Below are 19757 nucleotides of genomic sequence, written 5' to 3'. Positions count from 1 at the left end.
GCTATTACACGACTTTTTAAGACGGCTGTACCAAAGGCACTTTAATAATAAAGTGGGTATGTTTTTTAGGTTTGCTTTGCGCGAAGATGTTGCCATGGAGCGAACGTACCAGTTTACGTACTACATATAGCCCCAGGCCACTACCAGTCGATTCGGAATTGCCGCGGTAGTACATATCATATATCTTACCTATTATTTTGAGCGGGATCCCCTGTCCGTTATCGCTGAATTTGATCACCAGATCATTCTTGTACCTCAGGATGTATACCTGAACAATTAGATTGGTATTGTGATAGTTGATGGAGTTTTCGAGCAGGTTTTCGAGTATGGTTACGTAAGTATCGGGATTGGCGAGGTGCTCATCATCCAATACGATATCAAAAATTAAACGTCCGCCTATTTCTTGCAGCTTGTCCTGAAACTTAGCGCGCAATTCCCTTAATATCTGCCTGAAATCGACCGGCTTTATTTGGTGCTCGTACGAATAGGTGCTTAACACATTCAGCTTGGATAGCATGGCATCCATTTTGTGGGCCACCTCCTCGCATTTTTCAAATAAGTTCAGCGCGTCCTTATCTTTTGTTACCAGCTTGGCTATGTTGGCCAAACCCATGATGTTGGCAAGTGGAGCCCTAAAATCGTGCGAGGTACGGTAAAACAGGGTTTTGAGCTCCTCGTTGGCGTTGGTTAGTTCCGCGGTGCGCAGGTTCACCGTTTGCTCCAGGTCGTAGTTCAGTTTGGTGATCTGCGCGTTTTTGGCCTTCAGCTCCTTGTTGGTATTTTCAATTTTTTTAAGCAGATCAAGCTGCATTAACTTATTGGCCACCAAGTCTGCTATCGATTTCAGAAACTTAAAGTCGATATCGATATAATGGATCTGGCTTTTTACCGCTATGGTGATGAGAATCTTCTGATCTTTAAAATAAGATACAGGCAGTGAATACACGGCCGCTACCTTGGGGTTGTTAAACACCGACCGGGCCAGCAGTTTATGCTCCTGAATGGCATCGCCGAAGTAGTTAACGGGCAAGCCGGTTTCAAAAACCTCCATTTCGTATTTCCACAAGCCATCCTGCCGGGGCTTAAAAAAAACGCATTCCCCGCGCGACATCTCAAAACAACCCGATTCGCCTTTGTTGAAATGGTGCAGCCTTAACTGAAAAAAATCGATAATGTATTTGATATGGGCCGACAGGGCATCGCATATTTCGGTATACTTGGCAGCCTTATTAAGGTCGGCCGCAAAGGCCGACAGCGCTTCGTACCGAAGTCTTTTTGCGTTTTGCATTATCCCCTGTAGCGCTTCCATAACTGCTTAACGGGGCTCTACCAGTTCATTATCGATCTGTATCCCTGATATATCGGCAATGGTATTGATCATATTGGTCAAATCAGCCAGCGCCATCAGCTCCTGCACTTCCTCCAAACTATAACCTTCATCGCGCAGCGATTCAAAATCAGCATCGGTAGTATTACGCGGCGCAAGAGCACATTTGGTAACTACCTCTATGGCTTTGCGATACGACGATGGGATGTAGGTGCTGTTCAGATCGGCAGTGAGCTTAATATCATCAGTACCCGTGAGCGATTTACCCAGGCTATCGGCAATAATGCCATGTGCCTGCGAGCAATAATCGCAACCCTTCAGGTTTGATATGTTATAAATAATAAGCTGTTTTAAAACGAAAGGCACTTTACCACGCAGCATGGTGTTACGCAGTTTTTCCCAGTTACCTCGTAATACGGTGGCATTGTTACCCTGGCATTTAAACCAATTCAGCACAAATGGGATCCCCATTTCCTTCATGGTTTCTTCGTAGATGGCCTTTACTTCGGGGCTCGCGCTTTGGTAATCAACAATTTTAAACCTTTCGGACATAGAATCGCACATAAATATACATATCACTACCTTACCGGTTTTGGCAACTAATCAGGGGGATATGTGTGGTAATATTTTTTATTAAAACGGCGTTGTTACCTGTACCGAAAAGAATAACGATTTATATACCTCTGCGTTTTGTTTCTTTAACAATAAGCCCAAGCTCACGGCTCATTTGGCCTGCAATAGCGGTATTTTCCTGCGCTCTTCTGAACAAGTAAGGCAACACAGCCTTAATTGGTCCGTAAGGTACATATTTTGCCACATTATACCTCGCATTTGCCAAATTAAAACTCAAATTATCGCTCATACCGAGTAATTGTGAGAAATAAATGTGCGGATGATTGTGGTCTACATTATACTTATTCAGCAGGTCGGCCAGCAGGCGACAGCTGTGCTCATTATGCGTGCCGGCCACTATGGCAAGGTTGTTAATATTTTGTACCGAGTACTTTACAGCCTCATCATAATCGCGGTCTGTAGCCTGTTTATTAGGCTGTATTGGTGATATGTAACCGCGTTCTTCGGCACGTTTACGCTCTTTTTCCATATAGGCGCCGCGCACAATTTTAGCGCCCAGTATAAAGCTTTCTTTAGTGGCAATGGCGTGGTCGGCCTTTAGCGATTCCAGCTTATCGTGCCTGTATAATTGGTAGGTATTGTAAATGATGATGTTTTCCCGGTTAAAGCGGCGCATCATATCCAGCGCCAGGCCGTCAATGGTTTCCTGAATCCAGCTTTCTTCGGCATCTATCATTATCGGTACACCGGCATCATAAGCTTTTTGGCAAATGGCCAATACGCGTGCCTGCACTTTTTTCCATTCCTGCTCTTCGTCGGCAGTCAGGGTTTCTTCGGCATCCAGTTTCTCCAAAAGCGAAAAACGGCCTACGCCCGTAATTTTAAATACGGTTATAGGTATGGCGGCATCGCCATCGGCACGTACAATGGTGCGGATGATCTCATCGCGCGTGTTATCAAACACTTCCTCTTCATCTTCGCCCTCAACAGAATAATCTAAAATAGTACCCACCCCGCCCGATTGCAGGTTTTTGATGGTTGGCGTACACTCGGCAATGGTTTCGCCACCGCAAAACTGGCGGAAAATGGTAGCCTTAATAATGCCCTTTATAGGTAAACCTATATTGATGGCAAAATTGGTGATAGGCGGGCCTACTTTAACCAAAAAGTTAACATTGATGAGTTTAAACAGCCAATAGGCACGTTTAAGGTCGCGGTTAGACGAATGCCGAAAAGCGATTTCGGTATTATCAAAAGACAGCTCACTGCCGGGCGCAGCGCTGCCGGTGGTTTGTACAGAAGAAGAGGTCATATCAGGTACAAAAGTAGAAAATGCATTAACATAACCCATTATCAAGTTAATACTTTATTTTTGCCTATCCATGATCGAGTTTAAATTAGAAGGCGAATACATTCCGCTGATACAGTTATTAAAGGCCGCCAACCTGGTACAAACCGGTGGCGAAGCGCAAATTGTTGTTACCGAAGGTGAAGTAAAGTACAATGGCACAGTTGATTACCGAAAACGTTTGAAGGTAAGGCAGGGTGATATTGTTGAATTCAGGAACAATAAGATCAAGGTGATTTAATATGGATACGATACAAACCGACCACTACCCAATTTTTTTTGATAATACCATTGCCGAGCTGATCAGCTTTATAAAAAGAGGCAATTACTCGCGTTTTTTTATTTTAACCGACGAGCATACCAGCATCTATTGCTTTCCGCTGATAAAAAAAGAGGTAGACGAAATTGATAATTACGACCTCATTGAAATAAACGCCGGCGAAGAAAGCAAGAACATCGACTTTTGCATTGGTATATGGAAAATGCTGATAGATTTTGGTGCCGACCGTAAAAGCCTGCTCATTAATTTAGGTGGTGGCGTTATTACCGATATGGGCGGTTTCGCGGCCTCAACCTACAAGCGCGGTATCGATTTTGTACACATGCCTACCACCCTGCTTTCGCAGGTTGATGCTTCTGTTGGTGGTAAAACAGGTATTGATGTTGATAGCGTGAAGAACATCATCGGTACCTTCGCGCAGCCCAAAGCGGTTTTTATTGAGTACGATTTTCTGAAAACATTATCGCCAAGGCAGCGCCTGTCGGGCTTGGCAGAAATGCTGAAACACGGCCTGATACTGGATGCCGCTTACTGGGCCGACCTGAAGAACAGCGACCTCAGTTTGCCATCAGCCGGGCAGATCCACGCTTCGGTAGTATTGAAGAACAAGGTAGTTACCGAAGACCCTACCGAGCAAAACATACGCAAGAGCCTTAATTTTGGCCATACCATTGGGCACGCGGTTGAAACATGGTCGCTCATGAACGATAACAACCCGCTTACCCACGGTGAGGCCATTGCGCTGGGCATGATATGCGAGAGCTACCTGGCCCATAAAAAAACAGGCTTAAGCGCCGAAGAACTGACCGAGATCAGCGAGGTTATCATGAAGCTGTACCCTAAATACCGCCTCAAACCAAGCGCCTACGAAGCCATGTACGGTTACATGCTGAAAGACAAAAAGAACCTCGACGGCAAGGTGAACTGCACCCTGCTAACCAAAATAGGCCAGTTCAACATAGACAACGTTTGCACCCAGCCCGAGCTTTTTGAAGCGCTGGATTATTATGTGGGCTTGAATTAGTTACTCTTGCCTATATGGAATAAAAGTTAACTTAGTAATAAGTATATTCGTGTTAATAAACAAAGTTCATATACTTTGTATTTGTTAATAATAGATTTAGCATGCCAGTTTTATCACAAGAAAAGAATATACATAGAACCAATAAAGTATTCGTTCCGGGAGGACTCCCAAAACTCACGTATAATCCTAGAAACTCACTTGATCTTGAAAAACATTTAAGAAAAGCTAACGATAATTTATGTAAGTTAGTTATGGTAACAGGTTCTACCAAATCGGGAAAAACAGTGCTCACAAAAACAGTGTTTGAAAAAGGGAAATCTGTTTGGTTTGATGGCGGTGCGTTCAACTCTGAGGAAGATTTATGGAACGATATTGCTGAACAACTTGAATTAAGCGTCGGCGAAAGTAGAACACAGAGCACATCAAACAATAGTAATATTGTAATTGGGGCTGGTCTTCAAACTAGTTTGTTTCCAGTAAAGGGTAAAATAGATGGTTCCAAAACCGATGGTACAACAAACGCCAATTCTGTGACTAAAACGACAAAACGTTCAGCCAAGGCCTTATGCCTTGAAGCGCTGAATGAGAGACAAACTCCATTAGTTATAGATGATTTTCATTACATACCTAGAACAAGTCAAGGTAATATTGTGCGCGCCTTAAAAGCTGTTATTTATGAAGGAGCACCTGTTATATTTCTTGCTATTCCTCATCGCCGTTTGGACGCTGTAAAAGTTGAACGTGAAATGACAGGACGAGTAGAAACAATTCAAGTTCCAGTATGGGAGCTTGAAGAGCTTTGTGAAATAGCTCGAATCGGTTTTCCTTTACTTAATGTTAAGGTATCCAGTAAAATAATTGACTCTTTTGCAAACGAAGCTATAGGCAGTCCACATTTAATGCAGGAATTCTGTCGTGAATTGTGCTCGGCAAACCAAATCGATGAGACACTAAAATTAGAGAAAAGCATCGAAGAAGCACCTATGGATATGTTATTCAAAAAAGTTGCAATTGGCACGGGCAAAATCATGTTTGATAAATTGAGCAAAGGACCAAGACAAAGATCAGATAGGATTCAACGAACATTAAAAGATGGGCGTCAAACAGATATTTATGGTTTAGTATTGCAAGCGCTTGCTGAAATAAAACCAGGAATGGCGAAAGTAGATTATGAAGAATTACGAACAAAAATGCGAGATATTATTTCTGAAAAACCGCCAGCAGCGCATGAAATATCAAGGGTTTTAGATCACATGTCTAATATCGCGTCATCTGATGAATCCTCTACCCCTGTATTGGATTGGGAAAAAGAAGATCGAACACTTCATATCACTGATCCATTTTTCGCATACTACTTAAGATGGGGAATTGAAACAACGAAACATAATTAAAAAGCACATCAATTTTTTCACATTCATTTTTTACGTCCTTTCACTAATAAATAATCTCTAAAAAATCATTAGTTTTTAACTTGTCGATACGAAGCATTGTTTCCATTGCAATATCTTTCCTATTTCCTCCCCACGTTAGGGATTGGAAGGGTTTAGTGCCGACGAAGGAGGTACCGCAGCGAAGCGGAGCCCTGCAAAGCCCGGCCGAAGGCAACGCCCAAATAACTCTTATCGGCTATCGCTTATAAGACCGAATCCATACGGGTGCGGCCGGTAAATCTTTTTATAAAACGGAATGCTAAAGAAGCAATAAGCACAATGTTGAGGAGGTTGCAAAGGTTGAGGGACACAATCACCAGTTTATCCAGGTCCGACAGGCTGCTCCACTCCCAGTATTCGCCTTTTTCGGTGGTATAAAAATCATCGTACCGTACAAGCAGCATACCTAAAAATATGTAAACCGCTACATCAACCACTACGATACCTACAATTAAAGCGATGGCCTTATAATTAAACATAGCGAAATTTAAAATAGCAATGTGGTACTTATACTTAATAAAGATACTGTTCTACGGCTAAAAACTGCTTGCCACCCAATTAAATTTGGTTACTCCTCTTTTATTTCAAAAAAATAAAATTTTATTTTGGACTTTTCATTTTAACGTGTACATTTACGGCGCAATACAAAAACAACAAATGAAATTTAACACTGCATATTTTTACGGCTACTACTTTTACTTTACCAGTACAAGCCGGGACTGATATGCAATAACCAAAACATATACAAGAAACTGAAAAGTCCCGGCCCAACAAGCCGGGACTTTTTGCTTTAACAGGGTTTATGACACACAAAACACCAAGAGTTGCAATACAGGGAATACGCGCTTCTTTTCACGAAGAGGCGGCCTTCAAGTTTTTTGGAGAAGACATTCAAACCATTGAATGCAACTCTTTTAAACAAACCTTTGAGGCCCTAAAAAATGGCGAGGCCGACTACGTGGTAATGGCTATTGAAAACAGCATTGCCGGCAGCCTGTTGCCTAACTATTCGCTGTTGCTTAACTACAACTTCCCGGTGGTGGGCGAGGTTTACCTGCCTATACAACTGCACCTGATGGCGCTGCCGGGCGTGGCGTTTGAGGATATTAAGGTGGCCATGTCGCACCCGATAGCGATACGCCAGTGTGTTGATTTTTTGGACGAGTACCCGCAAATTAAGGTTATAGAAAGTAACGATACCGCCGCCTGTGCCAAACGCATCCGCGAGGAGCAACTGACCGATACCGTGGCTATTGCCAACACCTTAGCGGCGAAGCTTTACGGATTGGAGATACTGGAGCGTCGCATAGAATCGAACAAGAAGAACTTCACCCGCTTTTTGATATTGACCACGCATGATAATGCCGGTAAGGTTGAGGCCAACAAAGCGTCGTTATGTTTCCAGGTGAGTAACGAGGTGGGTTCGCTGGCCAAGGTGCTTAATATTTTGGCCGAGGAGGGCGTTAACATGAGCAAAATACAAAGCATGCCCGTGTTAGGTAAACGCAACGAATATAATTTTTATGTAGATGTAGAATGGACCGAGCAAAAGCAATACGATGCCAGCCTGCGCCAGATACTGAAATACACGCACAACTTTAACATACTGGGAGAATATAAGAGATATGAGGAAAATCTTTAGTCTGCAAAGACCGGAAGTCGGAAAGTCCGAAAGAAGGAAATAACCAGTATGGTGAGCCATCCGAGAGTCGGTAAGACCGAAAGCCCGGAAGAAAAAACAAAACAATTAATTAACAAAATATACAATCAACTTCCGGACTTTCGGTTTTTCACCGACTTCCGGACTAAAAGAGTAAACTTCCGGACTTTCGGTCTTCCCGACTTCCGGACTAAATAAAAAAGAAAATGAAACTAAATTTAAACATACAGCCGCTTAGTTCATGGTTAAACCTAAGCAAAGAGCCATTGGTAATTGCAGGCCCATGCAGTGCCGAAACTGAAGATCAATTAGTTGCAACAGCGCATTTACTGGCCAAAACCGGTAAAATTACCGCTCTGCGTGCAGGTATCTGGAAACCACGTACCCGTCCGGGTGAGTTTGAAGGTATTGGCAGCATTGGTTTAGAGTGGTTAAAACGCGCTAAAGAAGAAACCGGCTTGCCTACCGCTGTTGAGGTAGCTACCGCTAAACACGTAGAAGAAGCGTTAAACGCAGGTGTTGATATTTTATGGGTAGGCGCGCGTTCAACTGCAAACCCTTTCACCGTGCAGGAAATTGCTGATGCTTTAAGAGGTCATGATGTTCCTGTAATGGTTAAAAACCCGGTTAACCCCGATCTTTCATTATGGATTGGCGCTTTAGAGCGTATCAACAATGCAGGTATTACTAAACTGGCGGCTATTCACCGTGGTTTCTCATCACATGGCGCGTCAACTTTCCGTAACGAACCAATGTGGGATCTGGCCATCAGCCTGAAAACACACGCGCCCGACCTGCCTATCATCAACGACCCGAGCCACATTACCGGTAACCGCGATCTGATTGGCTACGTAGCTCAAAAAGCATTCGATCTGGATATGCAAGGTGTAATGATAGAGTCGCACATTGACCCATCTGTAGCCTGGACCGACGCTAAACAACAGGTTACCCCTGCTGCTTTGGTTGACATTATTGAGAACATCACCCTACGCAAACCGGAAGTTAAAAGCCCTGCTATAAGTGATAAACTGGCAGAACTGCGCAGCAAAATTGACAAGATAGACGACCTGGTTATTCAAAAAGTAGCCGAGCGTATGACCATTGCCGAGCAAATTGGTAAATACAAAAAAGATAACAACATCACCATTTTACAGGTTAACCGTTGGGAAGAGATCTTGAAGAAAACTACCGACTATGGTAAAGCTTTAAAACTTAGCGCCGAGTTTACCGAGAAACTGCTGGAATTGATCCACAGCGAATCTATCCGTCGCCAAGGTGAAGTACTTAACGAAGGACAAGAACAACCGGCAGAGAAATTAACGCACGTGTAATTGTAATGAGCCATAACATCATCCTTACAAAACAAGGCAAAACAGCAAAAGGCACCATACACCTTACCGGCTCAAAAAGCGAATGCAACCGCGCACTCGTTATTGAGGCCTTAAGCGGCGGCCGGGTAAAGGTTAAAAACCTGTCCGACGCTGCCGATACGGTTACACTGGCAGGGATTTTGAATTCAAAAGTCAAAAGTGAAAATTCAAAAACTTTGGCTGGTGAGGAAGCCCATGGACCATCGACTATAGACCATGGACAACTCATCAACATCGGCCCCGCCGGTACGGCTATGCGTTTTTTAACGGCTTACTATACTTTGCAGCCGGGTGAGGTAATCCTTACCGGCAGCGAGCGGATGAAACAAAGACCAATCGGGATTTTGGCTGATGCCTTAAGAACGTTAGGTGCCGATATTACTTATGTGGAAAAAGAGGGCTACCCTCCTATCAACATAAAGGGTGGTTTTGAGCAGCTTACACGCGAAATCAGTATCAAAGGTGATATCAGCAGCCAGTATATTACCGCGCTGTTGCTTATTGCTGCCCGTTTGCCTCTTGGTTTGGAACTGCACATTGAGGGCGACCTAACATCGCGCCCTTATGTGGAAATGACTTTGGCTATGTTAAAACAGGCGGGTATTCAACATACCTGGACTGATAACGTGATCAGCATTGAAAACCAGGAATTCGGCGAAACAGCTTTGCCTGTTGAACCGGATTGGAGCGCGGCATCATACTGGTACGCCATCGCGGCACTGGCCGACGAAGCCGAACTGTTTTTGCCGGGTTTAACATCGTATAGTTTACAAGGCGATAGCGTGATCACCGAGATCATGGCCAACTTTGGCATCACTTCGCAATTTAAGGATGGCGGCGTGTATCTTACAAAAGAGGTAAAACCTATTGTTCGCAAAATATTCGACATGAAAGAATGCCCCGATTTGGCGCAGACTGTAATTGTTGTATGTGCCGCTTTAGGACACGAAGCTACCTTTACCGGGCTCGAAACCTTAAAAATTAAGGAAACCGACCGTATCAAAGCATTACAGAACGAACTGGCTAAAATTGGTGTTAAGCTGATTGAAAAAGGCCAGGTTTACAAGCTGGATTGCAGCGAGAAGTTCATCCCCGAAACCATGTTCATCAACACCTACGAGGATCATCGTATGGCTATGGCCTTTGCGCCGCTGGCCCAGATAGTGCCCCAACTGGAAGTAGAAGAAGCCAAAGTGGTAGAAAAATCTTACCCCGCTTTCTGGACTGACCTGGAAAAGGTAGGGTTTGTGGTAGAGGAGCAGAAAGCTTAAAGCGGGAAGGTAAAAGCGTAAAGCTGAAAGCATAAAGGTAAAAGCGTAAAGCACACCCAACCCGTCATTGCGAGGTACGAAGCAATCTCTACGGATGCATGTTGTGCATCATGAAGAAGATTTCTCACTACGTTCGAAATGACAAATAGAATAAACCAATAAACACTTGCCATAGCGAGGTACGAAGCATTTCTGTTAGATAACCACTACGAGATTGCTTCGTACCTCGCAATGACAAACAACAAAACAGTATCTCAATACTCAAATCTAATATCTCACATCTAACATAAAATGGCAGGCAATACCTTCGGACAAATATTCAAGATAACAACATTTGGTGAATCGCATGGCGAGGCTATAGGTGTAATTGTTGACGGTTGTCCGGCGCAGTTACCGGTTGATATTGACTATATACAGGCCGAACTGGATAAGCGCAAGCCGGGCCAGTCGAAAATAACTACTCAGCGTAAAGAGAGCGATACCGTAAAGATTCTTTCGGGTGTGTTTGAGGGTAAAACTACAGGTACTCCTATCGCCATGATCATCCCTAATGAAGATCAGCGTTCAAAGGATTATGGTCATAATGTGGATGTATTTCGCCCTTCGCATGCCGACTATACTTACTTTACCAAATACGGTATCCGCGATCATCGTGGCGGAGGCCGTTCATCGGCCCGTGAAACTGCCGCACGTGTAGCTGCCGGTGCTTTGGCCAAGCTGTTTTTAAAAGCGAAAGGTATTGAGATAGTGGCCCACGTGAGCAGCGTAGGCAAAATAGACGCGCCAAACGTAAGCATTGCCAATGTGCAGGAGTTTATCGACGAGCGCGAAAAGAACATCGTACGCTGTGCCGATCCGGCGACTGCCGAAGAGATGATCGCCTTTATTGATGGCGTGCGTAAAGATGGCGATACCGTTGGCGGCAAAGTTAGCTGCTATGTAAAAGGCGTTCCGGTTGGTTTGGGCGAACCTGTATTTGATAAACTGCATGCCGATTTAGGCAAAGCCATGCTCAGCATTAACGCGGTACACGGCTTCGAGTTTGGTTCGGGCTTTTCGGGCAGTGAAATGCGCGGATCAGAACATAACGACATTTTTGTAAAGAACCACCTAGGTAATGTAGAAACCGTTACCAATTTTTCGGGCGGTATACAGGGCGGTATCAGCAATGGTATGCCTATCGAGTTCAGGGTGGCATTTAAGCCGGTAGCAACTATTATGCACAACCAGGCCACCATTAACAGTGCCGGTGATGCCGCCGAAATATCGGGCAAAGGCCGCCATGACCCTTGCGTGGTACCACGCGCCGTGCCTATTGTTGAGGCCATGGCTGCACTGGTGCTTGCCGATCAGTTGCTGAGGAATAGGGCATCGGTGTTATAATAGGACATTCAGAACTTCCTAAAATGTCATGTCGAACGGAGAGAGACATCTTCTTCATCGCACAAGTCTGCTACAGGCATAGCGAAGAAGATTTCTCCTCGTACCTCGTTCGAAATGACATTTTCTTGAAGTCTCCCCCAAATTAAACATACTTCAAACAAGCCTCCCTCAACCACGTTATCATAACATGATACGTGCCTTAATATACGACCTTGACAATACCGTGTATCCGGTTAAATCTATTTCGGATGAGTTGTTTGCCGATCTGTTTAAGCTGATCGACGATGACGATACCATCAGCAATACTGATAAGCAACTGGCGAAGGAAGAGGTAACCCGCCGTCCGTTTCAAAAGATTGCCGATCAGTTTGGTTTTAGCGATGAACTGGTGCAACAGGCCAAAACACTCATCAGCGGATTAACCTATCATAAGCCTATCTCTGCCTTTGATGATTATCGTTACGTTAAAAGCCTTACGATTGACAAGTTTTTGGTGACCACTGGTTTTATCAGGATGCAAACCAGTAAGGTAAAGTGGCTGGATATTCAAAAAGATTTCAGGCAGATCTATATTGTTGATCCCGAAACTACGAGCAAAACCAAGAAAGATATTTTCACCGAAATCCTCGAAAAGTATAATTACAGCAAAGAAGAAGTACTGATAGTTGGCGACGACCCGGAATCGGAGATCAGCGAGGGCAAACTCATCGGTTTAAAGACCGTATTATATGACCCCGGCAGGAAATACAAAACCACCGAAGCCGATTACCAGATCACCAATCATCAGGAGATAAAGCAACTATTGCTGATGTAGATAATATTGGAGCATTCTGAGTTTTAAAATCCGGGGAACTATGAAGGTGAAATGACGCGTATAGCCTGTCAGCCTGAGCTTGTCGAAGGGTGCATGGGTAAAGGCCTCTGCGCACGATCCTTCGACAAGCTCAGGATGACCCACTTATAAGCATTAAAAAAAACACGTATGGGTAACTTGTCGAAAGATTGCCTTACTGCTGCTGCAATACCCGCACCGTTACCAGCAACTGACCCAAATGGCGCATGGTATGCTCGGCAGCGTGCACATACAGGCCTATCATAGTTGAGGGTACACGTGCGCGACCAACATACCTCACTTCGGTTAACGCTGCTTCATTGGTATTACTCAACTGTTGCAGCGCTTTATCTACCTGTTTATTAAAAGCGGCTGTAAGTTGGGCAACACTGTATGGTATTTCGGGCAGTTTACCTTCGGCCGCCAGGTATTGCAACTGTTCTTCGTTAAGCATTTCATTATTAGCGTAAGTAAAAAGCCGGTCGAGCACTCCCGTAAGGTGTTGCAAATGGAAGGCCGGCGAGGCTAATCCGGCAGGTTTTTCCGGTAGCTTATCCTCCGGGAAATCGGTCATTAGTTCGTTCAGTTCTTCACGTGCCTGCAATAAAGCATGCGCAACAGGCTGTAACAACGGCGCAATGCCATCAACAGGGCCTCGCTGCCATACTTCGGGTAATTTGTTGGTTGCCATACTGCAAAGCTAAAAAGCTTTATGGCGCCAAGTATTTATTAAATGTAATTATATATCACCTATACTTCATATTATAATATGGTATAGGTATTGCTATACACGGTATAACATATTTACCATTTATGATAAGCTATACAAATAATAAAAAAGGCTTCCTGTTTTTACTGGCGGCCATGCTGTTTACCCTAACCTTTCAGAGTTGTAAAAAAAGCAGATCAGATATGGGCAAAGAACTCGCCCACATCACCAAAAATAAAGTTTTTAAAGAAGTTACCCCCGAAGGCTTCGCCCCCGTATTTGAAAAAGCGCTGGCCGAAAAAAAATCGACCTTAGGCAATCAACAACTCATAGCTTCGTTTTACGCGGGTAATGATTACGACCCGGTGCTGATTATGGAACACCTCAAAAACGGCGACCTGAAAGTATTGAGCGACTATTTACGCCGCGCCAACGAACATGGCATCAAACCCGAAACATTCCAGGCGGTTGAACTGAAAAACCTGTTGGATAAGATTCATGATAAAAAAAGTATTAAAACCGTAAACGATGCTTATGAAACCATGGCACAGCTGGAACTGGCGATAGCCAATTCGTTGATCAAGTATTCAAATGCCATGCAGTATGGCCTGGTTAGTCCGCGTAAAATATATGCCCGTTACTATACCGAAACCAAACGGCCCGACAGCACTTCTATGCTGCACGCCTTAAAGGTTACCGCGTTAAAGAACTATTTGGATAGTATACAGCCTAAAGATCCGCAGTACAAACTCATGCAAAAGGCCTTGGCCGAAGGCATTACAGCACCCGAAATAAGCAAGGAAGAAACCCAGCGTTACCTGATTGTGAGCCTGGAGCGCCTCCGTTGGAAGAACAAGCCTACCGCCAATAAATATGTTGTTGTAAATATTCCCGATTACAGGCTTGATGTGATGGAGAATGGAAAATCGACACTTAATATGAAAGTTTGTGTGGGTGAAGGCCGTAATATGGATAACAATAATACCTTGGTGGAGTATGACGAAAGCGATAAGGTAGACCGCCCATTCTCGCGCGAAACGCCGCAGCTAAATAGCGTGATTAACAGTGTGCAAGTAAACCCCATTTGGAATATTCCGCAAAGCATAGCCAATAAAGAAATTATGGTGGAGGCCGCGCAGGATCCTTATTACCTATCCAACAAAAACATTGATGTATACAAAGGAGGTAAAAAGGTAGATGACCCGGAAACCATCGACTGGGCTAACGCTTCAAAAAGCGAATATGATTTTAAACAACGCCCCGGTGATGATAATTCGTTAGGCAAGATCAAATTCCTGTTTAAGAACAGCAGCAGCGTTTATTTGCATGACACCCCTGCGCAGCTGGCATTCGGACAAACCATGCGCGCTGTAAGCCATGGCTGCGTACGTTTAGAAAAACCACAGGACTTGGCACTGTCATTATTCGGCGAAGGCAATAAATACCAAACTATAGCCAAGGACATGAAGGAGGATAACCCCGAACCAACCAACATTACATTACCCAACAAAACCCCGGTATACCTTACTTATATTACCTGCTGGCCTGCGGCCGATGGTACGTTACAGTTCAGGCCGGATGTGTATGGTTTGGATGTTGTGTTGTATGCCCACATGAAAAAGATGCTGGCCGTTTAACAAGCGAAACATATAATAACAAAAGAGCCCTTAAGTTTTTCTTAAGGGCTCTTTTGTTATGTTTGGATTTAAAATTAAAGTTTTGCCATGGTAACGCTTGCACTGTCGGGATACAGGAAGTGTTCGGCCAGGGTTTCATCTAAATACTTTGATGAATAGTTGTTAGTTTTCCCAGTGATGAACAACATATTTTTACCTTTAATGGTATTGATCACCATATCAGATACTTCGGGCGATACAGCAGGGCAACCCTGACTGCGGCCTAATCTGCCCATTTGCTTAATGGTATTTTCGCATACATATTCGGCGGCGTGTACAACAATGGCACGTGCACGGGCGCTGCTGTTGTAACCGGCATCTACACCGTCCAATCTTAACGAACGACCGTGTTTACCAATATAAATATCGTCGGTTACGTAAAAACCAAGACTGCTTTGATGCGAATGGTTAATGTTAGAAAAGCTGGTAGCCATATCATCGCCGCTGCCTCGTCCGTGAGATACCCAGGTATTAAGCAGCAATTTTTTGGAGATCAGGTCAACTATCCACATGCGTTTTTCGCGGCTGGGTTTGTTAAAATCAACCACGGTAATTACGCTGCTGTTTGATGATAACTTATGCGCCAGTTTAAGATTGATGTAGCCTGTAATTGCTTTTTGCAGAACGGCCATATCCATACCTGTTTGCTGTAATTGCGCGGTATTATAAATATCGCTGATGTACTGGCCGAAAAGTTCTTTAGTAGTAAAAGTAGTTTTGGTACTGTTTTTAATGTTTGATTTTACTGCATTTGCAGGCCTCCAGCTGATAACGCTTATTGAGCATATCAAGAAACCACAGATTATCCACCAAAAATATTTCTTCATATTCTTTTAAAATTAGTTACAATAATTTATAAAAGCAAACAGACTTAGGTATTGAGCAAGAAACGCTGTTGTGAATTGGATAGTACAAAGATAGGCAAAAATTAAGCAATAATGTCACAGCAAATTCAGGAATTTATATTTTTAAGAAAATTTATTACCCAATAGTTTGATTCGAGAGTAATAAAAGCAGCTGACTTACTTAATGAAGAATATCCCTCACTACGTTTCGTAATGACAGCTTGGGGATAGGCTCCTTCCCCCGTCAGCAAACAGCTTCGGGCGAAAGCGGGCAGAACTGCGGAGGCCACGAGCGCAAAGGCGGGCATAGGAACTTGTTGCATGTGGGGCGGAATGAGCGGCGAAGCATGGGGCAAAAGTTCCAGCCCTAAGTTCTGAACGGTTTGCAGGGTAAGGCCTTGTGCGGCAAAGAAGCCTTTTGCTGGACTTGCGTTTTTGCTACTTTTGGGGCACAGCCAAAAGTAGTAGCCCCTGCGGCAATGAGCAGACTGGCTTTAATAACAGCACAAGCTCAAGCCTAAGTAGAGATTGCTTTGTGGCTGGCAATGACGCGGGTTTATTTAGTGAGCTCAGAAAACGACGAGATTGCTTCGTACCTCGCAATGACAATTTTTTATAACAAACTGATTATCAATTAGTATCACATATTCTACATTAATCTTCCCTAAAACAAAAATGCCATATCCCGGAAGCAATAGCTCCCAAAACATGGCATTTCAAGTAACACTATTTAAACAGTTTTATTTAACCCATTTAACTTTCGCTTCCAGCGGGGTAGTTCTTTTACCTTCGGGATGCTGATCGGTATAACCTAAGTAAAGCAGACCTAATACCTGGTCTTCTTCGCCTAATTCTAAAAACTCTTTCAGGCCGGGTTTAAGCGTCATGCCGCCGGTGCTCCAGAATGAGCCGATGTTTAGCGCGCTTGCTGCAAGCAGAATGTTTTGTATGGCTGCCGATGCCGCCGCAACTTCTTCTACAACCGGGATGTTAGGGTTGCTGCCGCGTTTCATGCTGGCAATTACCACGTGCGATGCATTGTTGCCAATTGTTTTCAGGTTGTTGTAAGTAGCTTCCTTAAAATTTTCGGCAGCGGTATGTTGTTTGTATAACTCGGCATGTGCTTCGCAAAATTGGGTAGGATCTTCGTAGATCACAAAACGCCAAGGCTCGGTGTAACCGTGGGTTGGTGCCCAGTCTGCAAGCTCCAATAATGCGGCGATATGTCCGTTAGGAATTTTTTGACCATTCATCATGCCGGGCTTAATAGTACGGCGACCTTTGATGATGGTTGATATAGTTGAAAAAGTGTTGCTATCCATAATATTTGTGCTTTTAAACGGGGCGAAATTAGGAATTTTTAATTTAAGCACAGCATCAAATCCGCACTCATCAGTGCACATTAATAGCTAAGTTATTTATTATGAAATCTTAAAAAACTCACTCACTCACTCACTCACCAATTAATAGATCGCCGGATACTTGGTTGGGTTGCTTTCGCTCATCATGCCGTAAACTGTTTCTATTACATCATCCAGTGATGGTTTGCTGAAGTAATCACCATCGGAACCGTAGGGCGGGCGGTGATCTTTAGCTGTTAGCGTACGTGGCTGACTATCCAGATGGTAGTAGCCATTTTGGTTTTCTACTATTTTTTGGAGGATATAGGCAGAGCCTGCTCCCGGAAGATCTTCATCAACCACCAGCAGTTTATTGGTTTTGCCCAATGATTTTCCGCAGGCATTGTCGGTATCGAAAGGATACAGCGTTTGCGGGTCTATCACTTCTATATTGATACCCAGTTTCTCCAGTTCATCTACCGCTTCCATTACAATGCGCAGGGTTGAACCGTAAGATACCACGGTAATATCGCTACCTTCTTTCAATACTTCGGCCTTACCTAAAGGAACAGTGAACTCACCTACGTTGGCCGGTAATTTCTCCTTAAGCCGATAGCCATTGAGGCACTCTACTACCAGTGCTGGCTCTTCGCCACGCAGCAGGGTATTGTACATACCGGCAGCCTGTGTCATGTTACGCGGAACGCAAATGTGTAAACCACGCATTGAGTTCAGTATTAAACCCATTGGTGAGCCCGAATGCCAGATACCCTCTAACCTGTGGCCACGGGTACGTACGATCAAAGGCGCTTTTTGTCCGCCGCTGGTGCGATAGCTTAAGCTGGCCAAATCGTCGCTCAATACGTTGATGGAGTACAGCAAATAATCCATGTACTGAATTTCGGCAATCGGCCTTAATCCACGTATAGATAAACCTACCCCCTGCCCTATAATGGTAGCTTCGCGGATACCGGTATCGGTAATGCGCAGATCGCCATATTTATTTTGCAGGCCTGCAAAGCCCTGGTTAACATCGCCAATGGCACCTACGTCTTCGCCGAAGGCAACAATTCTTTTATCGCGTTCAAAATTGGCATCAAAGCAAGCATTCAATACTTCGCGGCCATCTAATAATTTAGCATCCTCATCATATTCAGGCGCTACCACCGGCACATTTAAAGGCGACTGCGGCGATTCGCTGAACAGTTTTGAATTGAAACGATCTTTATTACGGGCGTTCTCGGTATTATACCAATTCAGCAGTTCGTGCCTTTCGGCATTATTTTCTGTTACGGTAATGCGCAATGCCTTGCGAATGGCTTCCATAATATCCTTACGACCCGGATCAATGCAAGCACGTAAAGTGGCAGTAATAGCCGATAACTCCTCGTTTTTACCGGAATATAAAGCCAGCTGATCTATGAGTTTAGAAGCCTCGTCAAGTTCAGTTTTTATTTCATTGCTGATCTCGTTCCACGCTTCGCGCTGGCACTCGCGCACATGCTTTTTGGCAGCAGCTTCCAGTTCGTCAATTTCCTCGGCAGTTGCAATGGCCGAGTTGATCATCCACTGGCGCATTTGCAGCAGGCAATCATACTCATCTTCCCAGGCCAAACGCTCTTTTGATTTATAGCGCTCGTGCGAGCCCGAAGTAGAGTGGCCTTGCGGCTGTGTCATTTCGGTAACGTGGATCAATACCGGCACATGCTGTTCGCGGCACATCGTGATAGCACGCTCGTAGGTTTCGCAAAGGGCTACGTAATCCCATCCGCGTACCTTAAATATTTCGTAACCATTGGTACCCGGCATTCTTTGAAAGCCTTGCAGCACCTCTGATATATCTTCTTTTGTGGTTTGCAGTTTGGCGGGTACCGATATGGCATAAGCATCATCCCAAATAGAGATGGCCATAGGCACCTGCAATACGCCGGCCGCATTAAAAGTTTCGAAAAACAAACCCTCGGAAGTAGATCCATTACCTAAAGTACCGAAAGCTACCTCGTTTCCGTTAACCGAAAAATTATCGAACCCGGCCAGTTCTTGATTTTGCCTGTATAGTTTTGAGGCATAAGCCAAACCCAGCAAACGCGGCATGTGCCCGCCCGTGGTCGACATATCTGAAGAGCAGTTCATGTTTTCGGCCTGGTTGATCCAGGTACCATCGGGGTTGATAAAGCGGGTAGCGTAGTGGCAGTTCATTTGCCTGCCGCCTGATGCCGGATCTTTCTCCACATCGGGGTGGGCATACAGCTGCGCGAAAAACTCCTTCAGGTTGCTCATGCCGGTAGCGAACATAAAGGTTTGGTCGCGGTAATAGCCCGCGCGCCAATCGCCCTTGCGGAACATCTTGGCCATAGCTATTTGCGCAACCTCTTTACCGTCGCCAAAAATACCAAACTTAGCCTTACCCGTAAGCACCTCACGACGACCAAGCAAGCTGGCCTGTCGGCTTTCGTAACCTACACGGTAATCATTGATAACTATGCCTTTGAAATCATCAAAACTAAGTTCAACAGCATCAGGCTTTCCGGTATTATCAAGGGCAGTTTCTGGCATATATAATTCTGTTAGCGCGGTAAAATTATGAAATTCTATTTTGTAATTGGCAATATTTACATTCAAACAATTAACATTTGCTTTTTGATTTATAATAATTAAGTATATTTGTTTAATCAATTCAATAGAATGA

At 44.3% G+C, this 19757-nt stretch carries 17 protein-coding genes; 9 read left to right on the top strand and 8 right to left on the bottom strand.

The genetic code is table 11. The features are described from left to right. Positions 1–16: 16 nt before the first annotated feature. From ABD894_RS07545 to ABD894_RS07535, 3 genes are all read right to left on the bottom strand, one after another. Complete coding sequence (locus tag ABD894_RS07545; protein WP_345210394.1) at positions 17–1288, bottom strand: sensor histidine kinase; 1272 nt, start codon at positions 1286–1288, stop codon at positions 17–19. A 27-nt stretch (positions 1289–1315) separates the two neighbouring features. Beyond that, positions 1316–1879, bottom strand: a complete 564-nt coding sequence (locus ABD894_RS07540; RefSeq protein WP_345210393.1) for a carboxymuconolactone decarboxylase family protein — start codon at positions 1877–1879, stop codon at positions 1316–1318. Positions 1880–2000: 121 nt separating this feature from the next. After that, positions 2001–3212 carry a proline dehydrogenase family protein gene (locus ABD894_RS07535; protein ID WP_345210392.1) on the bottom strand — a complete coding sequence of 404 codons (1212 nt, stop codon included), beginning with the start codon at positions 3210–3212 and terminating at the stop codon, positions 2001–2003. Positions 3213–3282: 70 nt separating this feature from the next. Here ABD894_RS07535 and ABD894_RS07530 point away from each other — a divergent pair, with 70 nt between their 5' ends. The 3 genes from ABD894_RS07530 (at position 3283) to ABD894_RS07520 (ending at position 5943) form a co-directional block, all read left to right on the top strand. After that, complete coding sequence (locus ABD894_RS07530; RefSeq protein WP_345210391.1) at positions 3283–3489, top strand: RNA-binding S4 domain-containing protein; 207 nt, start codon at positions 3283–3285, stop codon at positions 3487–3489. A gap of 1 nt (position 3490) precedes the next feature. Then, on the top strand, positions 3491–4552 hold the full coding sequence (gene aroB, locus ABD894_RS07525) for a 3-dehydroquinate synthase (protein ID WP_345210390.1): 1062 nt from the start codon (positions 3491–3493) through the stop codon (positions 4550–4552). Positions 4553–4653: 101 nt separating this feature from the next. Beyond that, positions 4654–5943, top strand: a complete 1290-nt coding sequence (locus ABD894_RS07520) for a hypothetical protein (RefSeq protein ID WP_345210389.1) — start codon at positions 4654–4656, stop codon at positions 5941–5943. 242 nt (positions 5944–6185) lie between these two features. Here ABD894_RS07520 and ABD894_RS07515 read toward each other — a convergent pair whose 3' ends face one another. Next, entirely contained in the window at positions 6186–6461 is a 276-nt protein-coding gene (locus ABD894_RS07515; RefSeq protein WP_345210388.1) for a hypothetical protein, read from the bottom strand. Between the two features lie 323 nt (positions 6462–6784). Here ABD894_RS07515 and ABD894_RS07510 point away from each other — a divergent pair, with 323 nt between their 5' ends. The 5 genes from ABD894_RS07510 to ABD894_RS07490 all read left to right on the top strand — a co-directional run bounded on the left by ABD894_RS07510 (position 6785) and on the right by ABD894_RS07490 (position 12480). Further along, positions 6785–7624: a prephenate dehydratase gene (locus ABD894_RS07510; protein ID WP_345210387.1), complete on the top strand. Its 840-nt coding sequence runs from the start codon at positions 6785–6787 to the stop codon at positions 7622–7624. A gap of 224 nt (positions 7625–7848) precedes the next feature. Continuing rightward, positions 7849–8973 carry a chorismate mutase gene (locus tag ABD894_RS07505; protein WP_345210386.1) on the top strand — a complete coding sequence of 375 codons (1125 nt, stop codon included), beginning with the start codon at positions 7849–7851 and terminating at the stop codon, positions 8971–8973. A gap of 5 nt (positions 8974–8978) precedes the next feature. Beyond that, positions 8979–10283 (top strand): 3-phosphoshikimate 1-carboxyvinyltransferase, encoded by a 1305-nt coding sequence (aroA, locus tag ABD894_RS07500; RefSeq protein WP_345210385.1) that lies wholly within the window; start codon positions 8979–8981, stop codon positions 10281–10283. A 291-nt stretch (positions 10284–10574) separates the two neighbouring features. Next, positions 10575–11666, top strand: coding sequence for a chorismate synthase (gene aroC, locus ABD894_RS07495; protein ID WP_345210384.1), 1092 nt, complete (start codon positions 10575–10577; stop codon positions 11664–11666). A 187-nt stretch (positions 11667–11853) separates the two neighbouring features. Further along, on the top strand, positions 11854–12480 hold the full coding sequence (locus ABD894_RS07490; protein WP_345210383.1) for an HAD family hydrolase: 627 nt from the start codon (positions 11854–11856) through the stop codon (positions 12478–12480). Between the two features lie 193 nt (positions 12481–12673). On the opposite strand, the gene ABD894_RS07485 is transcribed toward ABD894_RS07490, so the two are convergent. Further along, the gene (locus tag ABD894_RS07485; protein WP_345210382.1) at positions 12674–13189 is read right to left on the bottom strand and encodes a DinB family protein; all 516 of its coding nucleotides are present in this window, start codon (positions 13187–13189) and stop codon (positions 12674–12676) included. A gap of 122 nt (positions 13190–13311) precedes the next feature. Between ABD894_RS07485 and ABD894_RS07480 the strand changes: the two genes are divergently transcribed. Then, entirely contained in the window at positions 13312–14844 is a 1533-nt protein-coding gene (locus ABD894_RS07480; protein WP_345210381.1) for a L,D-transpeptidase family protein, read from the top strand. A 74-nt stretch (positions 14845–14918) separates the two neighbouring features. On the opposite strand, the gene ABD894_RS07475 is transcribed toward ABD894_RS07480, so the two are convergent. From ABD894_RS07475 to ABD894_RS07465, 3 genes are all read right to left on the bottom strand, one after another. Further along, positions 14919–15710, bottom strand: a complete 792-nt coding sequence (locus tag ABD894_RS07475; RefSeq protein ID WP_345210380.1) for a murein L,D-transpeptidase catalytic domain family protein — start codon at positions 15708–15710, stop codon at positions 14919–14921. 758 nt (positions 15711–16468) lie between these two features. Beyond that, positions 16469–17050: a nitroreductase family protein gene (locus ABD894_RS07470; RefSeq protein ID WP_345210379.1), complete on the bottom strand. Its 582-nt coding sequence runs from the start codon at positions 17048–17050 to the stop codon at positions 16469–16471. Positions 17051–17191: 141 nt separating this feature from the next. Continuing rightward, complete coding sequence (locus ABD894_RS07465; protein WP_345210378.1) at positions 17192–19624, bottom strand: alpha-ketoacid dehydrogenase subunit alpha/beta; 2433 nt, start codon at positions 19622–19624, stop codon at positions 17192–17194. Between the last annotated feature and the right edge of the window lie 133 nt (positions 19625–19757).

The organism is Mucilaginibacter gynuensis (assembly GCF_039541195.1).
Lineage (GTDB): Bacteria > Bacteroidota > Bacteroidia > Sphingobacteriales > Sphingobacteriaceae > Mucilaginibacter > Mucilaginibacter gynuensis.
Note: the sequence above shows the minus strand (reverse complement) of the source record. Positions and strands in the feature narration are given on the sequence as shown.